Origin of the sequence: Pseudomonas sp. J452, from assembly GCF_024666525.1 — a bacterium.
Classification (GTDB): domain Bacteria; phylum Pseudomonadota; class Gammaproteobacteria; order Pseudomonadales; family Pseudomonadaceae; genus Aquipseudomonas.
Window position 1 is genome coordinate 651,693 of the sequence record NZ_CP088294.1, and the last position, 26,631, is coordinate 678,323.

The window sequence follows — 26,631 nt, forward strand, 5'->3', positions numbered from 1 at the left end:
GACTAAGTGCCTGAAATTTTCCTGCTGGCTACACTGATCAGTGCCATCACGCAGGAGCACATTTCATGGCAACATGATGGCCCCCGAGAGATGCCCTGACACTCCATGCGCCTACGCTTTGATCCGACCCGTGATATCGACGCAGCCCTGCTGCGTTACCGCAGCCTGTTCTGGGTAATCGCGCTATTCAGCGGGGTCATCAACCTGCTGACCATCGTGCCGGCCATCTACATGATGCAAGTCTTCGACCGGGTAATGGCTAGCCGCAACGAAACCACCCTGTTACTGCTGACATTGCTGGCCCTCGGCCTGTTCATGTTGAGCTCACTGGTGGAGTGGATTCGCGGGCAAGTGATGATCAAGATGAGCGTCGGTATCGACCTGGATCTTGGTGAGCGCCTGTTCGGTGTGGCCTTCCAGAAGAGCCTGAAGGAGCACAACGCCAACCCGGCCCAGGTGCTCGGCGACCTGACCGCCTTGCGCCAGTTCCTCACCGGCTCGGCCGTCATCTCCCTGCTGGATCTGCCCTGGATGCCGATCTTCCTGATCGTCACCGGCCTGCTGCACCCCTGGCTCGGCCTGTTCACCCTGCTCGGCGCACTGATCCTGTTCGGCCTGGCCTGGTGGAACGAGCATGCCACGCGCAAAGGCCTGACCGAGGCCAATCAGATCTCGGTGATGTCGGCCAAGTACGTCAACAGCACCCTGCAAAATGCCGAAGTGATCAAGGCCATGGGCATGCTCGGCAACCTGCAGAAGCGCTGGGCCGGCATGCAGCAGCGACTGATCGGCGCGCAGAGTTCGGCGAGCGACAAGGCCGCGCAGATCTCCACCGTCACGCGGCTGGTGCGTACCGCCTGGCAGTCATTGGCGATGGGGCTGGCCATGCTGTTGATCCTCGATGGCCAGATCTCCGGCGGTGTGATGATGGCGGCGGGCTTCCTGATCAGCAAAGCCATGCTGCCTGCCGAGCAGGCCATCAGTTCCTGGAAGCAACTGGACGGCGCCAAGGCCAGCTATGACCGCCTCTGCCAGTTGCTGGAAGAATTTCCCAAACAGGTCGAGCGCATGGCCCTGCCCGCCCCAAGCGGGGCGATACGCATCGAGCGCCTGGTGGTCACTCCGCCCGGCAGTCAGCGTCCCTCGGTCAATGGCATCGATCTGGTGCTAAGCAAGGGGGAGGTGCTGGCGGTGATCGGCCCAAGCGCTTCCGGCAAATCCTCCCTGGCGCGAGCCATGGTCGGCGTTTGGGTGCCGTCGCACGGCGCGGTGCGACTGGATGGTGCCGAAATCGGCCAATGGTCCAGCGAGGCGCTGGGCCCACATATCGGCTACCTGCCGCAGGATATCGAGCTATTTGACGGCAGCGTGGCAGAAAATATCGCCCGCTTTGGCGAGATGGAGGCCGGGCAGGTAATCGAAGCGGCCACCATGGCCGGTATTCACCAGATGATCCTGCGCTTTCCGAATGGTTATGACACCCAACTCGGGCCTGGCGGGCTAGGCCTATCCGGGGGACAGAAGCAGCGCATTGCCCTGGCTCGGGCGCTTTACGGCAAACCGGCACTGATTGTCCTCGACGAACCCAACTCCAACCTCGACGATGCTGGAGAGGCCGCTCTGGTTAGCGCCATCGATGCCCTGCGCAGCAACGGTTCGACCGTGGTCTTGATTACCCACCGTCCCAATGTGCTGGCTGTAGTAGACAAACTGCTGGTGCTGCAGGACGGCACGCAGAAGCTGTTCGGCCCGCGCGATCAGGTACTCAAGGCCCTGTTGCCGGCGGCGGCCAACGCCCAAGCCGCAGCTGCCGCACACTCCAGTTCGCCGACGAGTTAAGCCTTGATGAGTACCGCCCCTATTACCCCCGCCCCTCCCGCGCTACCGGCCGCCGTCAGGGATGCCGCCGCCACGGCCAAAATAGGCGTGTGGATCATTCTGCTGGGGCTTGGCGGGTTCCTCCTATGGGCCAGCCTGGCGCCCCTGGCACAAGGCGTCGCGGGTAGCGGTACGGTGGTGGTTGCGGGCGAACGCAAGACCGTGCAATCACTGGCCGGCGGCTCGATCGAGCAGATCCTCGTGCGCGAGGGAGATCATGTCAAAGAAGGCCAGCTGCTTATTCAGCTCAATACCGTGCAAGCCCAGTCCCAGCTCGATGTCGCCCTTGGCCAGTGGTTCAGCGCGCGCAGTGTCGAAGCCCGGCTGACTGCCGAACGCCTGGGGCTTGAGGCTATTCGCTGGCCTGACGAACTGCTGGCCAGAGGCAACGATCCTCGAGCCCGCACGGATATGGAGTTGCAAGGCACGCTGTTCGAAACCCGCCGCGCCGAGCTCGCCAGCCGCCTGCAGATCATGCAGAACGAGACCGAGTCGCTGCTGGATCAACTCGCCTCGTACCAGGAAATCAAGAAGCATCTGGAAACCCAGCAAAGCTACCAACGCCAGGAGCTGGAAGGGTTGCGCTCACTGGCCGAGGAAGGTTATGTGCCGCGCAATCGCCTGTTCGAAGCCGAACGCAATGCCGCGCAGCTAAGTGCCCAGATGGCGTCCGGCATCGCCGATATCGGCAAGACGCGCCAGGCCATCAATGAAAGCAAGCTGCAGATGCTGCAGGTACAACAGGCCTTCCGTATCGAAGCGGAATCGCAGCTGACCGCCACCTCTGCCGAGGCCTCCAGCCTTGGCGAGCGGATCAAGGCGCTCGAATTCGAGGTGCGTAATGCGGCGATACGCGCACCGGTGACAGGCCAGGTTATCGGCCTCGCCGTGCATACCGAAGGCGGGGTGATTCCTGCCGCGCAAAAGCTCATGGATATTGTGCCCAAAGGCTCGGCCTGGATCATCAAGGCCAAATTCGAGCCTGTGGTAGCCGATCGCCTGAAACCGGGATTACCGGTCAACCTGCGCTTTTCCTCGCTGACCAGTGCCACCTTGCCGGTAGTGGAAGGCAAGGTACTGACCGTTTCCGGCGACCAGTTGATCGACGAACAGACCCGCCTGCCCTATTTTGCCGTGGAAGTCGAAGTGGGCAGTGACGCCGTAGCCCAGTTGTCGACCCATGGCCTGGATGTGAAACCGGGAATGCAGGCCGAGGTCATGGTGCAGACCGGCGAGCGTACCTTCATGAACTACCTGCTCAAACCACTCCAGCAGCGCATCCGCGGCGCATTGAAGGAAGAGTGAGGATGCGTGCCAGCCTGTTCCTGTTCGTCGCATTGAGCCTGCCCGTCCCCTGGGCCGCAGCGGCCGAGCCACTGTCCCTGTTGGAAGCCTATGACCGCTCGTTGCATAGCGATCCGGCCTTCCAGGGCGCGGCCTTCGACTATCAAGCCTCCCAGCAGGAAGAGTCTATCGGCCGTGCCGGTCTACTGCCGCAGATCAGTATTGGCGCGCGCTATGGCGATACCAAGCAGTTGAGTGGCCAGGATGTCGACAGCAGTACCGCAGAGGCACGCTACAGCAGTGGCTCTGCGGGCCTGAGCGCACGCCAGGTGCTCTTCGACAAGGCCAAGGTTGCCTATTTCGAGCAGGCGCAGGCCCGCGGCAAAGTTGGCGAGGCACTCTACGACGATGCCTCCCAGGAGCTGTTCAATCGGGTTAGCGAGGCCTATTTCGAGGTGGCCCGCCAGAACAACGAACTCAAGCTTTCTTCGCAACAGAAGGCCGCTATCGAAGGCCTGGTGAAACAGACCAGGCGCCTGTACGAAGCGGGCGACGGCACCATTACCGATATCGAGGAAGCGCAGGCGCGCCTCGACCTGATCAAGGCTCAGGAAATCGAGAACCAGGCGCGCATTCGCGCCGCATTGCGCACACTGGCAGGACGGACCGGCCTAGCGAATGGCGAACCCCTGCCAATGCAGGAGAGCCTGCCGGCTACAGCCCCGCTGGATAGCCGCGCTGATCTGGAGTTCTGGCAACGCCAGGCTCGCTACGCCGCCCCCAAACTGGATGCCCGTCGCGCTTCGATCGAGCTGGCCGAAGCCGAGCTGCAAACGCAGAAATCCGGCCACTATCCTTCCCTGGCCGTGGTCGGCGAGCTGAACAAAGCCCAGCAAGACAATCTGTCCGAAGACTATCGCAAGCAATCGTCCTACTACGTCGGCCTGTCACTCGATGTACCGCTTTTTGCTGGCGGCGGGGTTGCAGCGTCGGTACGCAAATCCCAGTACGCCCTCTCCAGCGCCTCCGCGCAGTACGATACGGAACGTCAGCAACTGACCGAGAACATCGAACGCGACTATCTGGGGGTCATCAGCGGCTACGAGAAATGCAAAGCCTTGCAGACGGCAGTGAAATCCAACCAACGCGCCCTGGAGTCAGCCGAGAAGGGCTATCAGGCTGGCGTGCGCTCCACGGTGGATATCCTCAACGCCCAGCAGGTGTTGTTTACCGCGCGGCGGGATTTGCTCAACACCAAGCTGCTGATGCTGCAGAGCTATGTCAGTCTGCATGCCCGCAGTGGCCTGATGCACCGCGGCATTCTTGAGCAGGTACAGCTGCTGTTCTAGGAACCGGCAGAAACCAGCTGATCAGACCCCTGGCACATAGTGCTGCTCGCCCGCCGGGACCAGCAGGTTGAGCTGGCCCGTGTGTCGAGTCAGCCAGTCCGGTCCGCTTGCGGCCTGCGCACGCAGGTGGCGCAACAGAAAGTAACTGCCTAGCCGCTCGGCACAGAACGCCCAGACCCGCCCCTGCAGGTCAGGCCGTCGGGTGTCATGCAACTGCACGCAGCGCCGCACCACCGACTCGATGGCGGTGATATGGCTGACCCAGAACTCCGCCGGCAGCACGCCCAGCTCGATGCCACCGGGGAAGAACACCTTTTCGTCGAAGAACGGGATCACCTCCTGCTTGCTCAGCACGCCCAGCTCGACAGCAACGGCGGTGAAACGCAGGAAGTCCTCGACATGGTGGACATCCTTGTACTGATACAGGTAACCGTGGTTCTGCCCGTTGAGGGTGAACTGCCCCGGCTTGCCGATCAGAAAATCCGACTCGCTGGGCAGCATCAGGTCGGCCAGGGCGAACTCCCCCATCTGCTCGGCCGAGAGCACATCCATCACCTGATAATTCTGCGCCTGGGCACCGATGCGCTCGCGCGAGAGAAACTTGCGGTACTGGCAGATGCCCACCTGGCGAATGCTGCCCGGCTGGCTGAGCAGCAGGTTTTTCAGGGCAAAAGCGCCCGCCGTCGCCCCCAGTACCGGGTGATAGGGCTCCCACTCGGGGGCCAGATCACGCAGGTTAAGGCGCCCGGCCCCCTGCGCCTCGCCCATGTAGATGGGCGTGACATAGCTCGGAAACTCGACCTGCAACGGCACATGGGTGAGGCAGGCGTACAGCAGGTTCTCGGGTGGGCAAACAGGCATGGAGGGACTTCCTGGATAAACGATAAGGCCGCAGGGACTCAGTCTGAGCGTTTGCGCTGATGGGCTGCCAGCAGGCCGTCCTCGAAACTGCGCACGAACCGCGGCATGTCGAACAGAGGCGAAGCATCGCGGCCGCGCTGTAGCCGCTCTTTCAGCGCCTGCAATACTGCCGGAGCGCTAGCCAACTCGACGGCACGCTGCTCGTAACTGGCCAGGTCATTGGTGATCAGCTCCGGCAACTCCAGTGCCGTCAGCAGGCTACCCGCCATGCGCGAGGCGAAGGTACGCCCCGAACGGGTCAGCACCGGCAGCCCCATCCACAGGGCATCGTTGGCCGTGGTGCCGCCATTGAACGGATAGGCATCGAGGAACAGGTCCGCCGCCGTGTAGCGCGCCAGGTAGAGTTCCGGCGCCACCCGCGGGGCAAAGATCAGCCGCTCGCGGGCCACGCCATGCTGCTCGGCGCATGCCAGCAGGTTGGCCTGCGACCACTGGTTGTCGGCCAGTAGCCAAAACACGCTGTTCGGTACCTGGGCGAGGATACGCATCCAGCAGCTGAACATCTCTTCGTTGAACTTGTAGTTATTGTTGAAGCAGCAGAACACGAAGCTGTCTGGCGGCAGGCCACATTCGGCGCGACTCGGCAGCGCAGCCACCGGCCGCTGCCGATCGCTGCACTGGAAAGCCGGCAGATACAACGGCGTTTCGCTGTAGAAGGGCTTCTCGGCATCGGGAATCAGGTAATGATCGGCGATCACATAATCGATGCAAGGCAGACCGGTCGGCCCAGGAAAACCCAGGTAAGTGATCTGCACCGGCGCCGGACGATAGGCCAGGATGTTCGGTCGCGCCCCGGAAGTCAGGCCCTGCAGATCGACCAGGATGTCGATTTCCTGCTGGCGGATCAGCTGCGCGGCAGCGGCATCATCCAGCGCGCCGATCGGGATGAAATGATCCATGGCCGCCTTGACCCGCGCGCGCAGGGCCGAGCCGTCTTCACGGCTCCAGCAGAAACCGTAGACCTCGAAACGCTGACGATCGAGCAGCTCGAACAGCTCTACCGTCAGCAACGACACTGCGTGCAGACAGAAATCGGAGGAGAGAAAGGCGATACGCAGGCGCTCGTGCTCATAGCCCCGCGGCGCCAGTTCAGCAACTCGCTGGTTCACTCGCTCGCTGACAAAGCGCAGGGCCGTGGCCAGTTGCAGCCCAGGGTCATCGGTGGCCGAGAGCATGGCCAGGGGTGAAGTGGCCTTGAGCAAGTCACCCACGGACAGCTGGACCAGTGGGGTGAACACCGGCCACTCGCACTGTTTCTGGCGTAGATGCACCCAGTGCTGGATTACCTTCGGCTGCTGCGGGTCGGCCTGCAGGCTGGCCAGCAGCTTGGCTTCCGCCGAATTGAGCTGACGCACTTCCTCCATCAGGCGGCCCATGCTGTTGAGCAGCATGATGTACAGCTCGGTATTCAACTCCGGCCCCACCAGCGGGTGATCCAGCATCGACTGCCAGATGACCAGCGCGTTCTCCGCCCGCCCCTGGCGCTCGATCACCGCGCCCAGATTGAACCAGGCCTGGACGAAATCCGGCTTGCGCATGATCGCAGCACGATAAGCCTGCTCGGCCGCCGGCAACTGCTCCAGCTGGGAAAGGGTCACGCCCAAGTTGAACTGTACGATGTAATCGGCGGTCGAGCTGCAGTGCCCCAGCCAGCACTGGTAAAGGCGCACCGCGTCGGTCAGACGCTGCGCAGCCCCCAGGCGCTCGGCCACGACGATCAACTGCGTCGGCTCCAGACTGGCTTGTTCAGCCAACTGCAGAGCATTGAGAAAGGCGCTATCGAGGTTTGCGGTTGTAACGGGGTTTTCCGGCATGCACACGCCTTAACGAGAACAGTCCATCCGACAGACAGGCAAGCAACCCTGCCAAGTGCACCATCTCACCTGGCAGGGCTACTCCAACGTTTACGAATAGAAGCTGGTATTCACGCTGGTTGCAACCAGCAGCTGAATCTCGCCATCGTTGTAGACGTTGTACTCGGCACCCTCGACCTGCACGCTACCCGCCGCTTGCCAGGCACCCGCCGGACCAGTGATCACCACACTGTCATTGGCGTTGCCATTGATCAGCATCTGCACCGGAGCCGAGGCACCCAAGCCGGTTTCGACCAAGCCCACCTGACCAAACTGGCTGACACTTTGCGCATCCAGCGTCAGGGTAGTCGCCAGCCCGCCATCGCCGGCCAGGTTGATCTGGCTGAGGCTATTGGCCGCGACGATATCCGGGTTGACCGCAGTCAGGTCGATGTCCTGACCGTCGCTGCCACCGTTGCGGAACCAGGCATCGACGATGCTGTGCACCTGACCATCGACGGTCTCGTAGCTGGAACTCAGGCCGATCCAGTTGCCATTGTTCAGCTGCGAGGTCTGCTCGGCGCTCAGGTTGATGCTGGCGATCCCCAGGGAAGACAGGTTGTACAACTCGTCCGCCTGGCTGACGCCATCCTGATTGCCATCGACCCAGACGCGCAGTGCAGCAAAGTCCTGGTCATCGGCACTGATGCGCCCATCCTGGTTGCTATCCAGCTCGGCCAGGGCGGCGAAACCGTCCTCGGAACGACTGCCATCAGCCAGCTCGGTAGCGTTACCGAACAGCTCACCACCATCGTTGATCACGCCATCAGCGTTGCGGTCGATGGCCAGCAGGCCGTCGCCGCCAGCTACCCAGCCGGTGTTGTCCAGATCGCCATCGGCATCGATGTCGAAGTGAGTATTGGCCGCCCAATGCAGGGTCTGCACGCCGTCGCCGTTCAGATCGAGGATCAGCGGCGAGGTGTTCAGCACGGCAATCTGCTCAGTCGCCATCGCCGCCAACTGCTCAGCAGTGAAGGCATCAGCCTGGGTCATGCTCAGCGCGGTCAGTTGATCCGTGGTCAGGGCCGGGACATCCGCCACATCGATCGCCACCAACTGCGCGGTATTCAGCAGGGCAAAGTCGCCCACCTGAATGGCGCCGATCTGGGCCGAGGTCAGTGCGGCGATATCCGCTGTTTCCAGCGCCTGCACCTGCACCGACGTCAGCGCAATGATCTGATCGGTGGTCAGCGCTTTAACCTGCGAGGTAGTCAGCGCGATGATCTGTGCCGTAGTCAGCGCCGCGATCTGAGCGGAGGTCAGCACCGCCAGGTCGACGTTCTGCATCGCCTGGATCTGCTCGGTGGTCAAGGCCGCCACATCGCGGGTCTCCAGGGCAGCCACCTGTTGCGTGGTCAAACCGGAAATCTGCGAGGTGGTCAGCGCACGGATCTGATCGGTGCCGAAGGCAACGATCTGCGCCGTGGTCATCGCGGCCAGGTCGGATATCTGCAGCGCGGCAATCTGCGCCGTGCCGAGTGCCGCCACATCTGCCGTTTCCAGCGCAGCCACCTGGGTCGAGGTCATGGCCACCACTTGCGAAGTGGTCAAGGCAGCCACCTGAGCAGTGGTCAGGGCAACGATCTGCGCGGTATCCAGCGCTTGCAGATCGGAGGCCTGGATGGCGGCGACCTGCGCCGTGCTCAAGGCAGCCAGATCCGCCGTTTCCATGATCGAGAACTGCTCGGTGGTCAGCGAGACAATCTGAGCAGTGGTCAGGGCACGCACTTGTTCCGTGGTCAGGGCCTGTATCTGGGCCGTGGTCAACGCGGCCACGTCAGCCCCCTGCATGGCGGCAATCTGCACCGTGGTCAGGGCCTGCAGCTGCGCAACCTTCAAGGCCGCTACCTGCTCCGTCGTGAGTGCCACTATCTGCGCCGTGGTCAACGCCGGCAGCTGGTCGGTGGTCAGCTCACGCAGCTGATCCGTACTCAGCAGGGCCAGATCGGTAGCATCCAGCGCAGCGATCTGCTCGGTCTTCAGCGCCACCAGATCACGGGTTTCCAGGGCTTGCACCTGGGCACTGGTGAGGGCCGCGATCTGTGCCGTGCTCAGGGCACGGAACTGATCGGAAGCCAGGGTCTGGATCTGTTCGGTGGTCATGGCCGCAATATCACGGGTTTCCATGGCCACCAGCTGCGCGGTCGACAGCGCGACTATCTGGTCGGTGGTCAGTGCGGCCACCTGGCCAGTCGTCAGGCCGGCGATAGCGACGCTGCTCAGGGCGTTGAGGTCTGCTGTTTCCAGCCGGACGATCTGCGCCGTGGTCAGTGCGGCTACCTGAGCGGAACTCAGCGCGGCAGTTTGCGCGGTAGTCAAGGCCACCACTTGCGCGGTGGTGAGATTCGCCATGTCGGCGGTCTGCAGGGCAGCGATCTGCGCAGTGCTGAGCAACGCGAAGTCCGGAGTCTGCAAGGCCGCGACCTGGGCGCTGGTCAGCGCCACGATCTGCGCCGTAGTCAGTACCTGCACCTGATCGGAGGTCAGCGCCACGATCTGGGCAGTGGTCAGCGCCTCGATATCGGCAGTTTTCAGCGCCACTACCTGCTGGGTTTCCAGTGCCGCCACCTGAGCGGTGGTCAAGGCAGCCGCTTGTTCCACGGTCAAGCCTTGCAAGGCTTGCGTGGTCAGTTCCACCAGGTCCGCGACCTCCAACTGGGCCAATTGCGCCGTGGTCAGTGCCGCCACTTGTGCAGAACTCAGGACTGCAGTCTGCGCGGTGGTCAAGGCAACGATTTGCGCCGTGGTCAGTTCGGCCACATCGCGGGTTTGCAGGGCCGCAATCTGCGCAGTGCTGAGCAGGGCGAAATCAGCCGTTTCAATGGCCGCGACCTGACTGGTGGTCAGCGCGACAATCTGTGCGGTGGTCAACGCCTGGACCTGATCACTGGTCAGGGCAGTGATTTGCGCATTGAGCAGCGACGCGATATCGCGGGTTTCCATGGCCGCGATCTGCGCCGTGCTCATCACCGCCAGATCGGCGTTCTCGATAGCCGCCACTTGCTCCGTACTCAAGGCCACCACTTGCGCGGTGGTCAGCGCCGCGACCTGGGCGGTAGTCAGAGCGACGATCTGCGCCGTGGTCAGGCCCGCCAGATCCGGGGTCTGGATCTGACGGATCTGCGTGGTGCTCAGGGCCGCGATATCGGCGGTTTCCATCGCCGCCAACTGGTTCTTGCTCAGCGCCTGGATCTGCTCGCCGGTCAGCGCACCGACCTGAGCGGTAGTCAGCGCGACAATCTGGTCGGTGGTCAGCACGCTGATGTCGACCGCTTCCAGGCCAGCAATCTGTGCCGTAGTCAGCGCGACCAGATCGGCAGTTTCCAGCGCAGCAATCTGGCTCTGCGTCAGGGCCTGCAACTGGTCAACGCTCAGGGCACGCACCTGAGCCGTGGTCAGACTCTGGATTTGTCCGGTGGTCAGCGCCGCAATCTGCGACAACTGCAGGCCGGCGATCTGCGTGGAGTCGAGCACCACCAGGTCAGCGGTCTCCAGGGCACGAACCTGAGCAGTAGTGAGGAAACCGATCTGATCCGCGGTGATAGCCGCGACCTGAGCAGTGGTCAACAGCGGAATCACCGTGGTCGACAGCGAAGCCAGGTCCTGGCCCTCCAGGGCGGCAATTTGCGCAGTGGTCAGGTTGACCACCTGAGCCGTGGTCAGCGCAGCGGCCTGGGCGGTGGACAGCAGTTGCACCTGATCGGCCGTGAGCGCAGCGATATCGGCGGTTTCCATGGCCACGATCTGGTCAGTGGTCAGCGCGCCAATCTGTTCCAGGGTCAGGGCACGAGTCTGCTCGGTGGTCAGCGCAACCAGCTGTGCCGAGCTCAGGCTCTGCACGTTGGCAGTGCCCAGGGCAGCGATCTGCACCCCGGACAGCTTGCTGAACTGCGCGGTACTCAATGCGCCCGTTTGTGCCGTGGTCAGCGCAGACACTTGCTCCTCGGTCAATGCGGCAATATCGGCCGTGGCCATTGCGGTGATCTGACTGGTGGTGAGCTTGACCAGCTGCGCCACACTCAGCGCGGCAAAGCGATCCGGCGTCAGGGCGACAATCTGGTCGGTGGTCAGAGCAACGATCTGCGCGGTAGTCAGCGCCGAGATCTGCGCGACGTTGATCGCCGCGACATCGGCCGTTTCCAACGCTTTGATCTGCGCCGTGGTCAGCGCGGCCAGTTGGCTATTGGTCAGCGAGACAACTTGCTGGGTGGTCAGAGCCGCCACTTGCGTGGTGCTCAGGGCCTGCAGGTCGGCAATTTCGATGGCCGCGATCTGATCTGGCGTGAGCGCGGCCAGGTCGGCAATTTCCATGTTGCGGAACTGCGCTGTGGTCAGCGCCTCGATCTGCTCGGCGGTGAGCGCAGCCATCTGCTCGGTGGTCATGCCCTGTATCTGGCTATTGGTCAGCGCCTCGATCTGCACGGTGCTCAGGGCGGCCACCTGCGACAGTTTCAGCGCAGCAATATCGGCAGTTTCAATGGCCCGAATCTGAGCGGTATCCAGCGCTGCCAGCTGGGCGTTGGTCAGCGCACCGACCTGCGCAGTGGTCAAGGCGATCAATTGCACGTTGCTGAGAGCGGCAACGTCCTCGGTTTCCAGCGCAGCCACCTGGCGCGTGGTCAGGCCGGCTACCTGTGCGGTAGTCAGTGCGACCAGCTGCTCGGTACTCATGGCGACGATCTGAGCAGTGGTCAGCGCGGCCACATCCTGGGTTTCCATGCTGCGCACCTGGCTGGTGGTCAGCGCGGCTACCTGGGCCGTGGTCAGGGCCGGCACGTTAACCGTGGTCAGGGCGTCGACCAGGTCAGCACCAGCTGCGGCAATGGTGCTCGCATCCAGCGCCGCCAATTGGCTCGGGCTCAAGGCTGCCAGTTGGGCACTGGTCAGTGCTGCCACCTGGTCGCTATCCAGCACGGCCAGTTGTTCGGCCGCCATCGCGGCGATATCCGCAGCCTCCATGGCCGAGATTTGCACGCTGGTCAGGGCATCGATCTGCGCCGTACTCAGGTTGGCCACCTGGTTGGTGGTCAGGCTCGGCAGTGCCGCCGTGGACAGCGCAGCGATGTCAGCCACTTCCAGGCTGGCAATCTGGTCGGCACTCAAGGCCGCCAGTTGCGCACCGGTCAGGGCTGCCGCTTGCTCGGTGGTCAACGCCACCAGTTGAGCACTGGTCAGGGCAGCAATGTCGACCGTTTGCAGGGCCGCGATTTGGGCGCTGGTCAAGGCAGCCACCTGAGCGACCGACAGCAGTTCTACTTGCGCCGTAGTCAGGGCGACGACCTGGGCGGTAGTCAGGGCAGCCACCTGGGCAGTAGTCAGGGCGACTATCTGATCCGAGGTGAGCAGGGCCAGGTCGGCGACTTCCACGGCACGAATCTGCGCCGTGGTCAGCGCCGCCAGATCGGCGGTTTCCACCGCGACGATCTGCGCCGTGCTGAGGCCGGCGATTTGCGCCGTGGTCAGGGCTTGCGCCTGCAGGGTGGTGAACGCGGCAATCTGCTCGGCACTCAGCTTGGCCAAATCGGCCAATTCCAGGGCACGCAGTTGCGCGGTGGTCAGGGCCGCAATCTGCGCACCACTGAGCGCCTGCACCTGAGCCGTGCTGAGGGCCACGATCTGCGCGGTAGTCAGGGCCGCCAGGTCATCGGTTTGCAATGCCGCGACCTGGGTATTGCTCAACACACCAATTTGTACGGTGGTCAGGGTTGCCGCCTGCGCTGTCGTCAGTGCGGAAATCTGGGCGGCGGTGAGGGCCGCCACATCCGCCGTTTCCAGAGCGCGGATCTGCGCCGTGGTGAGGGCGGCAAGGTCAGCCGTTTCCAGAGCAGCCACTTGCACGGTGGTCAGGCTAACCACCTGATCCGTGGTCAGCGCGGCGGCCTGCTCGGTGGTCAGCGCACGCACCTGCAAGGTCGTCAGTGCCTGCAGATCCTGGGTCTCGATCACGCGCAGCTGCGCCGTGGTCAACGCAGCAATCTGCTCGGCGCTCAGCGCCCGCAGCTGAGCACTGCTCAAGGCAATCACCTGGGCATTGGTCAGTGCCTGCAGATCCGCCGTTTCAATGGCGCCCACCTGTGCCGTGGTCAGGCTGGCAATCTGCGCCGTACTCAGCTTGCTCAGCTGCAGCGAAGTCAGCGCGGCAATTTGCTCGACGGTCAAGGCAGCCAGATCGGCATTTTCCATCGCGGCCAGCTGGGCAGTGGTCAAGTGTGCCAGGTCGGGAGTTTCCAGAGCCACGACTTGCGCGGTGGTCAGGGCAACGATCTGCGCCGTACTCAGGGCCGCGATTTGATCGCTGGTCAGCGCAGCAATCTGGTCACTGGTCAGCGCCGCGAAGTCGGCGGTTTCCAACGCACGCACCTGGGCGGTGGTCAAAGCCTCGATTTGCGTCTGGGTCAGCGCCTTGACCTGGGCAGTCGTGAGCGCAGCCACCTGGCTGGTGCTCAGGGCTTGCAGGTCGGCCACTTCCAGGGCAGCAATCTGATCCGTGGTCAGCTTGGAGAGCTGCAGGGTACTCAGGGCAGCGGCCTGTTCCGTGGTCAGGGCGGCGATCTGCTCGACGCTGAAGGCCACCAGATCGGCGGTTTCCAGGGCCGCTACCTGATCCGAGGTCAGGGCCGCCACCTGAGCGGTGCTGAGCGCAGCAATCTGCGCAGCACTGAGGCTGGAGATGACTGCCGTGGCTATCGCGGCCAGATCAGCCTCTTGCAAGGCGGCAACCTGGTCGACGCTGAGGGCAGCCAGTTGAGCAGAATTGAGTGCCCCAGCCTGGGCAGTGGTCAGGGCAATGATCTGCGCCACCGTCAGCGCTGCCACATCTGCGCTTTCCAGCGCACTGATCTGGGCCGTAGCCAACGCGGCAACCTGCGCAGTGGTCAGCGCCTCGACCTGGGTAGTGGTCAAACCCACAACCTGGGCGGTAGTCAGTGCTGCAACCTGGGCAGTGGTCAGCTTGACCAACTGAGCGGCGGTGAGCGCAGCCAGATCGGCCACTTCGATGGCACGGATCTGCGTGGTACTCAGTGCCTGCAATTGGTCACTGCCGAGCGCTGCGACTTGCGCCGAGGTCAAGGCAGTGATCTGCGCCGTGCTCAGGGCATGCACATCAGCGGTTTCCAGGGCGGCAATCTGGGCCGTACTCAGGGCCGCGATTTGCGCGGTAGTCAGCGCAACAACCTGTTCGGTGGTCAGCGCAGCAACCTGAGCGGTTTTCAGACCGGCCAGGTCGGCTACTTCGATGGCGCGAATCTGGCTACTGCTCAGCACCTGCAGATCCGCCACTTGCAAGGCACCGACCTGCTCACTGGTCAGGGCGGCAACTTGCGCGGTGGTCAGGGCCGCCACCTGGGCGGTGGTCAGCGCAACGATCTGCGCGGCGGTGAGGGCCGCAATATCGGCGATTTCCAGCTGCGCGATCTGGCTCGGCGACATCGCCGCCAGATCGACCGTCTCAATCGCAGCCACTTGTTCAGTGGTCAGGGCCTGCAATTGCGCAGCACTCAGCGCCTGGATCTGTACCGAGGTCAGACCGGCAATCTGGTCGCTGCGCAGCGCGGCGAGGTCAGCCGTTTCCAGCGCCTCGATCTGTGCAGTGCCCAGGGCCTGCAGGTCAGCCAGTGCCAGAGCAGTCATCTGCGCGGTGGTCAGGGCCACGATCTGCGTGGTGGTCAACGCCGCGGCCTGGGCCGTGGTCAGGGCATCGATCTGCTCGGCGGAGAACACGGCCAGGTCGGCCGCTTCGATGGCACGAATCTGCGTGGTGGTCAGCGCGGCGATCTGGGCCAGGGTCAGGTTCTGCACCTGGGCCGTGGTCAGGGCGGCAATCTGCGCCGCCGTCATGGCGACCAGATCCTGGGTTTGCAGGGCGGCCACTTGGCTGACGGTCAGGCTGCTGACCTGAACGGTGGTCAGGGCGGCGACTTGGCTGCTGGTCAGGGCGGCCACTTGTTCGACAGTCAGGGCACGCAGATCGGCGGTTTCCAGGGCACGAATCTGCGCCGTGGTCAGCGCAGCCACGTCGGCCACTTCCAGGGCGGCGACCTGGGCGGTGCCCAGTGCAACGATCTGATCGGTGGTCAGTGCGGCCATCTGCGCCGTCGTCAGGCTTGTCAACTGGTCAGCCGAGAGCACGGCGACATCCGCCGTATCCAAGGCACGTACCTGCGCAGTCGTCAGGGCCGGGATCTGCTCCTGGGTCAGCGCCTGCACCTGGGCGGTAGTCAGCGCGGCAATCTGCGCGGTGGTCAGGGCTGCCAGGTCGGCCGTCTGCAGGGACGCGATCTGCGCGGTTGGCAGGTTGGCGATCTGCGCCGTGGTCAGGGCGGTAGGTTGAGCGCCGCTCAGGGCGATCACCTGTTCCTGACTGAGGGCCGCCACATCCGCGGTTTCCATGGCGGCGATCTGCGCGCTGCTCAGGGAGGCGATTTGCGTGGTGGTCAGCGCCTGCACCTGAGTGGAGGTCAGGGCCACGATCTGCGCGGTGGTCAAGGCTTGCACGTCGACCACTTCCAGTGCGGCGACTTGCGTCTGGGTCAGGGCGGCGACCTGTTCGGTACGCAGAGCAGCTATCTGCTCGGTGGTCAGGGCAACCACCTGGGCGGTGCCCAGCGCTGCCAGATCAGCAGTTTCCAGTGCACGCAGCTGGACAGTGCTCAACGCCTGCAGCTGTGCCGTGCTCAGCGCCGCAGCCTGAGCCGTGGTCAGAGCAACGATCTGCGCCGTGGTCAGCGCAACCAGGTCCTCGGTCTCCATGGCACGAATTTGCGCCGTGGTCAGCGCAGCCACCTGAGCCGTATTCAGTGCCGCTGCCTGAGTGCTGGTCAGCGCCACGATCTGAGCGGTACTCAGGGCTACCAGATCAGCCGTTTCGATAGCGCGCAGCTGCGTAGCGCTGAGCGCCGGCAAATCGCCGACTTCGATGGCGGCAATCTGGGCCGAGGTCAGGGCAACGATCTGCGACGTGGTCAAAGCGGCCAACTGGTCGCTACCCAGCGCAGCAATCTGATCGCTGGTCAGCGCAGCCAGATCGGCAGTTTCGATCTGACGAATCTGCGCGGTGCTCAATACAGCCAGGTCAGCGGCTTCTACCGCAGCCATTTGCTCAGTGGTCAGGGCACGAATCTGTGCACTGCTCAGGGCAGCAAACTGGGCGGTGCTGAGGGCGGCGATCTGGGCAGTGGTCAAGGCGGCCAGATCTTCGGTTTCCATGGTCAGCAGCTGAGCGGTGCTCAGAACCTGCAGATCGGCGATCTGCAAGGCGGCCGCTTGGGCCGTGGTGAGTGCGGCAATCTGCGCAGTGGTCAACGCCGCTGCCTGGGCAGTAGTCAGGGCAATGATCTGATCGCTACTCAGGCTGGCCAGATCAACCGTCTGCAGGGCTTGCACCTGAGCAGTTGTCAGGGCACTGATCTGCGCGGTGCTCAGCGCCTGTACCTGGGCGGTGCTCAATGCCACCACCTGGGCCGTGGTCAGAGCAACCAGATCCTGGGTCTGCAGGGCCGCGACCTGGGCGGTGGTCAGGCTGGCGACCTGCGCGGTAGTCAGGGCCGCCACTTGTGCTGTGGTCAGTGCCACCACCTGGGCAGTGCTGAGCGCTACCAGGTCGGCAGTTTCCAGGGCACGGGCCTGGGCCGTGGTGAGGCCGGCAATATCTTCCAGCTCCAGCGCACGAACCTGGGCGGTAGTCAGCGCAGCAATCTGATCGGTGCCCAGTACAGCGATCTGGGCCGAACTCAACGCCACGATCTGCGCGGTCGACAAGGTTGCCAGATCGGCCGTCTCGATCGCCTTGATCTGGCTGCTGCTCAACGCTGCCAGCTGGTCGGAGCTCAGCGTTTGCAGTTGGGCGCTACTCAACGCCACCACCTGAGCAGTGGTCAGAGCAGCAACATCAGCGGTTTCCAGGGCAGCAATCTGCGCCGTAGTCAGGGCTGCTACCTGAGTAGTGGTCAGCGCCGCTACCTGGTCAGTCAGCAAGGCCTGGATCTGATCGCTGGTCAGCCTGACCAGGTCGGCGGTTTCCAGCGCAGCAATTTGTACCGTGCTAAGGGCCGCAGTCTGTTCGGTAGTCAGGGCCGCTACCTGGGCAGTACTCAGCGCAACAATCTGGGCCGTGGTCAGTGCCTGCACATCCTCCACTTGCAAGGCCTGCACCTGCGCAGTGCTCAGCGCCGCCAGTTGCTCGGTGCTCAATGCCGCGACCTGGGCGGTGGTCAGCGCAACGATTTGCGCCGTGGTCAGGGCCGCCACATCGACGGTATCCAGGGCACGAATCTGCGCGGTACTGAGTACGGCCAGATCCTGGGTCTGCAGGGCCGCCACTTGGGCGCTGCCCAGGGCAGCAATCTGCACGGTACTGAGAGCGGCATACTGTGCCGTGCCAAGAGCAACAACCTGCGCGGTAGTGAGAGCCGCCAGATCTTCGGTCTGCAGGACCTGCAGCTGAGCATTGCTGAGTGCCGGGATATCCTCGACCTCGATGGCGGCAATCTGTGCACTGGTCAGCGCCAGCACCTGAGCGGTACTCAGGGAGCCAATCTGATCGGAGCTCAGGGCCGCAATCTGCGAGGTTTTCAACGCCGCCAGGTCATCGGTGGCCATGGCCCGTATTTGCACGGTGGTCATGGCATTCAATTGTTCAGGCGTGAGGGCACGCACCTGCGCGGTGGTCAGCCCGACCACCTGCTGGGTGCTAAGTGCTTCCACTTGCGCGGTGCTCAGGGCTTCGATCCGATCGGTGCCCATGGCCGCCAGATCGACCGTTTCGATGGCGCGCACCTGGGCGGTCGACAGAGCAGCCAGCTGTTCAAAGGTCAGGGCAGCAGCCTGCGCCGTGCTCAACGCGGCAATTTGTGCGGCGCTCAGCGCAGCGATGTCCACGGTATCCAGGGACGTCAGCTGGTGGGTGTTGAGAGCCTCGATCTGCGCGGTCTTCAGCGCAGCGACCTGAGCCGAGTTCAGAGCCACCACCTGATCGGTGGTCAGCGCCGCCACATCGACGGTCTCCAGGGCAGCGACCTGGGCGGCTGTCAGTGCTTCGATCTGCTCGACAGCCAACGCACGCACCTGGGCGGTGGTCAACGCGACAATCTGCGAGGTACTGAGCGCTGCCACCTGGGCCAGGCTCAGGGACACCAGTTGGGCGGTGGTCAGTGCCGCGACATCGGCGGTTTCCAGCGCACGCAGTTGAGTAGTGGTCAAGGCGGCCAGCTGGCCAAGGGACAGCTCACGCACCTGAGCGGTGGTCAGCGCGGCAATCTGGCTATTATCCAGTGCGACAATATCAACCGTGTCCAGAGCCCCCAACTGAACAGTCGTCAGGGCGGCAATCTGCTCGGTGGTGAGCGCCGCTACCTGCACGGAAGACAGGGCGGCAATCTGCGCGGAACTCAAGGCGCGCAGGTCGGCTGTTTCCAGTGCGGCAATCTGCGCAGCAGTGAGGGCGGCGACCTGTTCAACCGTGAGTGCAGCCGCCTGAGCAGTAGTCAGCCCCGGGATACTGGCGGTCGAGAGCTTGGCGATGTCCTCAGGTTCCATGGCGGCCAACTGGGCCGGGGAAAGCGCAGCCAACTGGGCTGAGCCCAGCGCCCGCACTTGAGTCTGGGTCAACGCAACAATCTGGTCGGTGGTCAGGGCCGCGACGTCCTGGGTTTCCAGGGCGGTGATCTGCTCGGTGGTCAATGCCGCGATTTGCGCCGAATTGAGCGCAGCGACCTGGGCACTGGTAAGGCCAGCGATAGTGGCGGAGGACAGCGCCGCCAGATCGACAGGTTCCAGGGCAGCGATCTGCGCGGTGCTCATCGCAGCGATCTGTGCCGAGGTCAGCGCCGGAGCCTGGTCTTCAGTCAGGGCATAGATTTGCGCAGTGGTCAGCACCGCGACCTGCGCAGGAGTCAGCGCGCGAATGGCCGCAGTAGAAAGCGCGGCCAGGTCATTGGTTTCCAGCGCCGGAATCTGATCGGTAGTCAGGGCAACCAGTTGTGCCGAAGTCAGAGCGACCACCTGGTCTTCGCTGAGGGCGGCAATCTGTGCCGTACTCAAGGCACGGATATCGGCGGTTTCCAGCACAGCGATCTGCGCCGGAGACAGCACATTGAACTGCTCGGTAGACAGTGCCTGAACTTGGGCGGTGGTCAGCGCAACGATCTGCGCCGTGCCAAGCCCCGTCAGGTCATCAACCTCCAGCGCGGCGATCTGCTCAGTACTCAAGGCAACGACCTGAGCGGTGCTCAAGGCTGCGACTTGCTGGGCACTCAGTGCCTGCACCTGTTCGGTGGTCAGGGCCGCAATCAGGCTGGTGCTCAGCCCACGAATCGAGGCGGTACTGAGCAAGGCCAGGTCACCCGCCTCCAGAGCAGCAAACTGCTCGCTGGTCAGCGCCCCCAGTTGCGCACTGGTCAAGGCCACGACTTGTTCATTGGTCAGGGCAACGATCTGTGCGCTGGTCAAGGCGCGGAAGTCCTGGGTTTCCAGGGCGCGCAACTGCACAGTGGTCAGAGCCGCTATCTGCTCTGTGCTCAGCGCCGCGGTCTGTTCCGTGGTGAGGGCGGCGATGCTGGCCGTCGACAGCACGTTGAGGTCATTCAGCTCCAGAGCGCCCAGCTGTGCCGTGGTCAACTTGGCAATCTGCGCGGTGCTCAGCGCCGCCGCCTGGGCGGTGGTCAGGGCGATGATCTGCTCGGCACTCAGGGCTTGTAGGTCAGCGGTTTCCAGCGCGCGAATCTGCGCCGTGGTCAGCGCTTCGATCTGCTCGGTGGTCAGGCCAGCCACCTGGGCGCTGCTCAGGGCGGCAATCTGCACGGTGCTCAGGGCACGCACCAGCGCGGTGTTCAGCGCACCGACTTGGTCAGCGGAAAGCACCGCCAGATCCTGGGTTTCCAGGGCACGCAGCTGCGCCGTAGTCAGCGCGGCTACTTGCTCAGTGGTCAGGGCGACCACCTGGGCGGTGGTCAGCGCCAAGATAGATGCAGTCGACAACTCGCTGAAATCAGCGGTTTCCAGTGCGGCCACTTGCTCTGCCGTCAGCTTGCTGATTTGGCTCGAGGTCAGGGCAACGACCTGGGCGCTGCTCAGGGCCGCAATCTGTGCGGTATTCAGCGCCAGCAGCTGATCGCTGCTGAGTGCCGCAATCCCCGCGGTAACCAGTTGCGCCAGATCCACGGTTTCCAGCGAAGCCAGTTGCGAGGTAGTCAGCGCCAGGATCTGCGACGAAGTCAGGGCAGCCGCCTGATCGCTGGTCAGGGCAACGATCTGCTCCTCATTGAGTACGCGCACCTGTGCCGTACCCAGGGCACGAATGCCGGCAGTACCCAGCGCCTGCAGATCCTGAGTCTGCAGGGATGGCAGTTGCGCGGTAGAAATGCTGGCAACCTGCGCGGTGGTCAACGCCGCCACTTGCTCGGTGGTCAGCGCGATCAGCTGCTCATTGCTCAGAGCACGCAGATCTGCAGTTTCCAGCGCGCGCACCTGGGCCGTGGACAGCGACGCCAGTTGTGCGGTGGTCAGTTCCGCCACTTGTGCGGAAGACAGGGCCTGTATGGCGGCGACAGTCAGCTGGGCCAGGTCGATAATTTCCAGCGCGGCAATCTGCTCGCCAGTCAGGCTGGCGACCTGGGTGGTGGTCAGCGCCGCGACTTGAGCGGTGGTCAGGGCCTCGATCTGTTCCGGGCTCAGGCTGGCCAGGTCGGCAGTTTCCAGGGCGCGCACTTGCACCGTGGTCAATGCGGCAATCTGCGTGCTGCTCAGGGCCGCCAGCTGAACATTGCTCAAGCTACCGATGGCGGCAGTGGAGAGCGCAGCCAGGTCGGCCGTTTGCAGAGCGGCAATCTGCGTGGTGGTCAGTTTGCTGACCTGTTCGGTGCTCAGCGCTGCCGCTTGAGCAGTGGTCAGCGCCACAATCTGCGCGGTACTGAGCTGGCGCAGGTCACTGGTTTCCAGTGCACGGATCTGCGCAGTGTTCAGGGCCGCCACCTGGGCGGTGGTCAGCGCCTGGATATGGGCGGTACTCAAGGCCACCACATCGGCAGTTTCCAGTGCGGCAATCTGCGCAGTGGTCAATGCCCGCACCTGGGCCGTAGTCAGAGCCTTGATGTCTTCGGTTTGCAACGCACGGATCTGTGCCGTGCTGAAGACCGCCAGATCCGCGGTTTCCAGCGCCGCAACTTGCTTGCTGGTCAGCGCAGTAACTTGTGCAGCTGTCAGCGCTTGCGCCTGTGCAGTGGTCAATGCGACCAATTGCGCAGTGCTGAGCTGAACCAGATCAGTGGTTTCCAGCGCGACTACCTGCTCTGTAGTCAGGGCTGCGACCTGCTCGGTACCCAGCCCCTTGATCTGTTCGGTGGTCAGCGCCTTGATCTGGGCACTGGTCAGCGCCTGGGTCTGCGCAGTGGTCAGAGCCTCCACCTGGGCAGTGGTCAGAGCTGCGATCTGTGCGGCGGTCAGCTTGCTTATAGCCAGCGTACTGATAGCCGCCAGGTCGGCAGTTTGCAACGCGCGCACCTGGCCCGTGCTCAGACTGGCAACCTGAGCCGAAGTAAGAGCCGCGGCTTGAGCGGTCCCCAGTGCGACCAGCTGTGCAGTAGAGAGTGCCTTGATATCGGCAGTTTCAATCGCCTGCACCTGGATGGTGGTGAAGGCCGCCACCTGTGCGGTGGTCAGGGCCGCTACCTGTGCAGTGGTCAGACTGCGCACAGCGGCGGTATCCAATGTGCGCAGGTCAACGGTTTCGATGGCACGAACCTGCGCGGTGGACATCACCGCGATCTGGGTCGAGCTCAGCGCAGCAGTATGCGCAGTGGTCCAGGCAGCGATCTGCGCGGTGGTCAGTGCAGCGATCTGCGCGGTAGTCAGCGCGCCAACCTGGCGGGCGATCTGCTGCGAGGCACTCAGTGGGTCATTCAGCGCGGCCACTTGAGCGGTACTCAGCGCCACCATCTGCGGAATGGTCAGGGCCGCAACCTGGGAAGCCGTGAGAGCGTTGACCTGGGCAGTGGTCAGCGCCTTGATATCAGTGGTTTCGATCGCCTGAATCTGGCGCGTAGTCAGGTCATCAATCTGGGTGGTGAGTACGCTGGCAATTTGCGCCGTGGTCATGGCCGCAATGGCCGAGGTCGCCAGGGCCGCCAGATCGGTGGTTTCCAGCTTCTGTACCTGGGCGGTGGTCAACGCCGCTACTTGTGCGTTACTCAGGGCAGCAGCTTGAGCGGTAGTAAGGGCAACAATCTGCGCAGTGGTCAGGCTGACCATTTGCGCCGCCGTGAGCCCCTTGATGGCCGCGGTGCTCAGGGCGGCCAGATCGGCCACCTCCAGTTTCTGCAGTTGCGCAGTAGTGAGTGCGGCAACTTGCGCCGAAGTCAGGGCCTTGGCTTGCGCCGTGGTCAGCGCAACGATCTGCGCCGTAGTCAGACCCTTGATGTCTGCCGCGTCGATCGCGGCCACTTGTGCGGTACTCAAAGCCGCCAGCTGAGTCACGCTGAAAGCGCCAATCTGAGCAGAGCTCAACGCTTTGATATCGTCGACTGCGAGCGCCGGCAGGTCTGCCGTGTCGATGGCAGCAATCTGTGCGGTGGTCAGGCCAGCCATCTGCGTCGGAGTCAGCGCAGCAATCTGCGCAGAGCTCAACAAAGTGATATCCGCCGCGCTGAAAGCCTGAATATCGGCTACGTCCATCTTGCTCAGTTGCGCCGTGGTCAGGGCCGACACTTGTGCATCGGTCAACGCCACAACCTGAGCGGTGGTCAGCCCGGTGATGGCTGCCGTCGAGATGGCGGCCACGTCCGCCACCTGCATGGCGGCAATTTGTGCCGTGGTCAGGGCTCCAACCTGAGCAGCGGTCAGTGCTTCGGCCTGGGCAGTGGTCAGCGCCTGCAACTGGGCGTTGCTGAGTTTCTGTAGCTGGGCAGCGGTCAAGCCCTTAATAGCCGCCGTAGTCAGCGCCGCAATATCAGCCACTTCGATAGCTGCGACCTGGGTCGTGGTCAAAGCCGCCACCTGGGCAGCGGTCAACGATGCAGCTTGCGCCGTGGTCAGCGCCACAATCTGGTCGCTGGTGAGCTTGGCGAAATCAGCCGGTTCCATGGCCGCCAACTGCGCGGTGGTCAGGGCGGCAATTTGCTCATCGGTCAACGCCACGACCTGGGCGGTCGTCAAGCCAGCAATAGCAGAGGTCTTGATGGCGGCAAAGTCCGCCGTTTCCAGAGCGGAAATATTGTCGGTGCTAATGGCGCCCAACTGGGCGGCTGACAGGGCTGCCGCCTGTGCGGTAGTCAGAGCAACCAGCTGAGCCGTGGTCAGCGCGTTGATTTGCGCAGTAGTCATACCGGCGAGCACGCCGGGAGCCACGACCGGAACGTCTGCAGCATCAATGGCTGCGACCTGCGCAACACTCAAGCCTGCCACCTGGGTCACGCTCAGGGCGCCGATCTGCGCCGAACTCAGTGCAGCCATGTGCGCAACCGTCAGAGCCTTGACATCGGCCAGATCCAGCTTGGCGATTTGCGCGGTGGTCAGCGCCTGCACCTGGGCATTGCTCAGGGCGGCAATTTGCGCGGTAGTGAAGCCGGGGACCGCAGCCGTCGACAGTGCGGCAATATCCGCTACCTCAATCGCCGCCACCTGCGCCGTACTCATGGCGGCAAGCTGGGTCGACTTCAGAGCCTGCACCTGGAGGGTGGTCAGGGCCGCAATCTGGCCCGCACTGAGCGCAGCGACCTGGGCGTTGCTCAAGGCAGCCACTGCCGCCGTGCTCAAACCGGCGATATCCACCACTTCAATCGCCGCGATCTGGGCGGTGGACATGCCACCCACCTGCCCGGCAGTCATTGCACCCAACTGGCTGGAAGACAAGGCCTCGATATGATCGGTGGTCAGCGCCTGTACATCGGCAATATCCAGTTTGGCCATCTGCGCGGTGGTCAAGGCCTGCACCTGAGCATCGCTCAGGGCGGCAATTTGCGCCGTGGTGAAGCCGGTGATAGCGGCTGTAGACAGGGCGGCAACATCTGCCACCTGCATCGCCTGGATCTGCGCAGTGGTCAGCGCTGCCAACTGGATGGCGCTGAGATTGCTGACTTGCAAAGTGGTCAGGGCCACCACTTGAGCGGTGGTCAGGGCACCAAGCTGGGTGGTGCTCAGGCTATCGATAGTCTCGCCACTCAACCCCGGCACATCGGCCACTTCAATGGCCTGCACCTGGGCGGTACTCAGGCCGGCAATCTGCGCGGCAGTCAGCGCGCCAATCTGGGCGGAGCTCAGAGCCACCACCTGCGCGCTGGTCAACGCCTGTACATCTGCCACATCCATGGCCGCTACTTGCGCGGTGGTCAGGGCCGCCACTTGCGCAGTAGTCAAATTGGCGACCTGGACGGTGGTCAGGGCTTTCACCACCAAAGGATCGAGCACCGCCACATCAGCAACTTCCAGTGCAGCCACCTGAGCGGTAGTGAGCTTGGAGATTTGTGCCGTGGTCAGCTCTGCCGCCTGCGCGGTGGTCAGGGCCACCATCTGTGCAGTGGTCAGGGCCACGATCTGCGCGGTAGTCAAACCACTGATGACACTGGGGTCCAGAGCAGGAATATCGGCCGCATCGATGGCCTGCAGCTGGGCCGAACTCAACCCCTTGACCTGCACGCTACTGAGCGCGCCAATTTGGGCAGAATCCAGCGCGGCAATTTGCGCCGTACCCAGCGCACCCAAGTCGGCAGACTCCAGCTTCTCGATCTGAGCAGTTGTCAAAGCCGCAACCTGAGCAACGGACAAGGCCGCGGCCTGGGCAGTCGTCAGGCTGGCGATCACACCCGTAGACAGACTGGCCAGGTCGGCCGTCTCCATGGCTACAACCTGCGCGGCAGTCAGTGCCTTGACCTGGGCACTGGTCAGTGCGGCCGCCTGCTCAGTAGTCAATGCGACGATCTGCGCGGTGGTCAGCGCGGCCACATCGGCCGTTTCCAATACCTGCAGCTGATCGGTCGTCAGCTTGGCAAAATCTTGGGTCTCCAAGGCGGCCGCTTGGGCAGTAGTCAACGCCTCCAGCTGCGCATCGGTCAGCAGCGGAATCTGCGCGGTGGTCAGCGCGGCGATCTGGGCGGTGGTCAATGCGGCAAAATCTGCCGGCTGCATGGCTACCAGCTGGGCACTGGTCAGCGCAGCGATATCTGCCGCATCCAGCGCAGCAGCCTGCGCAGTGGTCAGCGCGACTATCTGCGCGGTGGTCAGTGCCGCCACTTGAGCAGTGGTCAGCGCCTGAATTTGCGTAGTGGACAGCTTGGCGAAATCAGCGGTTGGCACCACCACCAACTGAGCAGTGGTCAGCGCAGCGATATCTGCAGTCTCCAGAGCCACCATCTGCGTGCTGCTCAACGCCACGATCTGGGCAGTAGAGAGCGCGGCAACCTGGGCGGTGGTCAACGCCTGAATCTGGGCCGTGGTCAGCACAGCCAGGTCGGCAGTCTGCATCGCCTGGATCTGGGCGACGCTCATGTTAGCCAGATCCGCGACTTCCAGGGCCTGAACCTGGGCAGTGGTCAATGCGACCACCTGAGCCGTAGTCAGCGCTGCAGCCTGTGCAGCCGTCAACGCTTCGATCTGAGCAGTGGTCAGCGCCGCAAAATCAGCGGTTTCGAATGCGCGAATCTGAGCAGTGGTCAGCTCCGCAAAATCCTCAGTTTCGATTGCCCTGGCTTGAATGCTGCTCAGCGCAATGATCTGGTTGCTGGTCAGCGCCGGCACCTGCTCAGTGGACAACGCCACCACGCTAGCAGTCGACAGTGCCTGGATCTGGGCAGTGGTCAACACCGCAAGCTGCTCGGTGGTGATACCGGCGACATCTTCAGTCGTCAAAGCCGCGATCTGCGCAGTGGTCAGCGCAATTACTTGGTCCGAGGTCAAGCCGGTGAAGATGCTGCTCATTTTTTATTACCTACACAGAGTGAGTCCGCATCGGCTTCTCTATCAGGCAGAGCCGCAGCAGAAATTATCCCAACTTGGGTTAGCGGCTGGACTCTTCAGTTCTTGAGAGTCCGATGGCGGCCCAGATCATCTATCTTGCTTGCTTCTTGAGGTGTCTATTTTTTTGGCGTCAAAGATCCACAGGTGATACTACTCTGATAGCACATGGCCACGCCATTGACCATCCAGACTAGCCGACGAACCGACAACCAGCACAAGCCTTCACCCGCCACCGCATCATCAGCGCCCTTGCAAGCGCCTCCCAGAGCCAGGCAAGACAATGCCTATACCGCGCCACACGCGGCTGTAGACATAGAGCATAGGCCGGTTTTCCACTTTCAATGGCTATCCGCAGACCGAACAACACCCCTCGCAAAGGCGTGGGAGCCAACCCTTACACGCCG

6 protein-coding genes are annotated in these 26,631 nt (G+C 63.2%); 3 read left to right on the forward strand and 3 right to left on the reverse strand.

Annotated elements, in window-relative coordinates; translation table 11 throughout:
* Positions 1 to 105 precede the first annotated feature (105 nt).
* The 3 genes from LRS11_RS03015 to LRS11_RS03025 are packed head-to-tail and all read left to right on the forward strand — an operon-like array spanning position 106 to position 4,511.
* Positions 106 to 1,839: a type I secretion system permease/ATPase gene (locus LRS11_RS03015; protein WP_260495446.1), complete on the forward strand. Its 1,734-nt coding sequence runs from the start codon at positions 106 to 108 to the stop codon at positions 1,837 to 1,839.
* Positions 1,840 to 1,845: 6 nt separating this feature from the next.
* Positions 1,846 to 3,183, forward strand: a complete 1,338-nt coding sequence (locus LRS11_RS03020) for an HlyD family type I secretion periplasmic adaptor subunit (protein WP_260495447.1) — start codon at positions 1,846 to 1,848, stop codon at positions 3,181 to 3,183.
* Between the two features lie 2 nt (positions 3,184 to 3,185).
* On the forward strand, positions 3,186 to 4,511 hold the full coding sequence (locus tag LRS11_RS03025) for a TolC family outer membrane protein (protein ID WP_260495448.1): 1,326 nt from the start codon (positions 3,186 to 3,188) through the stop codon (positions 4,509 to 4,511).
* A gap of 21 nt (positions 4,512 to 4,532) precedes the next feature.
* Here the strand turns inward: LRS11_RS03025 and LRS11_RS03030 are convergent, their stop codons facing one another.
* The 3 genes from LRS11_RS03030 to LRS11_RS03040 form a co-directional block, all read right to left on the reverse strand.
* Complete coding sequence (locus LRS11_RS03030; RefSeq protein WP_260495449.1) at positions 4,533 to 5,372, reverse strand: hypothetical protein; 840 nt, start codon at positions 5,370 to 5,372, stop codon at positions 4,533 to 4,535.
* A 38-nt stretch (positions 5,373 to 5,410) separates the two neighbouring features.
* Positions 5,411 to 7,246, reverse strand: a complete 1,836-nt coding sequence (locus LRS11_RS03035) for an acetylglucosamine transferase (RefSeq protein WP_260495450.1) — start codon at positions 7,244 to 7,246, stop codon at positions 5,411 to 5,413.
* Between the two features lie 90 nt (positions 7,247 to 7,336).
* Positions 7,337 to 26,188 carry a hypothetical protein gene (locus LRS11_RS03040; protein ID WP_260495451.1) on the reverse strand — a complete coding sequence of 6,284 codons (18,852 nt, stop codon included), beginning with the start codon at positions 26,186 to 26,188 and terminating at the stop codon, positions 7,337 to 7,339.
* Positions 26,189 to 26,631 lie beyond the last annotated feature (443 nt).

Excerpts from the sequence above, each read along its gene's own strand:
- LRS11_RS03015 (WP_260495446.1), top strand. The coding sequence starts at position 106 with ATGCGCCTACGCTTTGATCCGACCCGTGATATCGACGCAGCCCTGCTG.
- LRS11_RS03020 (WP_260495447.1), top strand. The coding sequence starts at position 1,846 with ATGAGTACCGCCCCTATTACCCCCGCCCCTCCCGCGCTACCGGCCGCC.
- LRS11_RS03025 (WP_260495448.1), top strand. The coding sequence starts at position 3,186 with ATGCGTGCCAGCCTGTTCCTGTTCGTCGCATTGAGCCTGCCCGTCCCC.
- LRS11_RS03030 (WP_260495449.1), bottom strand. The coding sequence starts at position 5,372 with ATGCCTGTTTGCCCACCCGAGAACCTGCTGTACGCCTGCCTCACCCAT.
- LRS11_RS03035 (WP_260495450.1), bottom strand. The coding sequence starts at position 7,246 with ATGCCGGAAAACCCCGTTACAACCGCAAACCTCGATAGCGCCTTTCTC.
- LRS11_RS03040 (WP_260495451.1), bottom strand. The coding sequence starts at position 26,188 with ATGAGCAGCATCTTCACCGGCTTGACCTCGGACCAAGTAATTGCGCTG.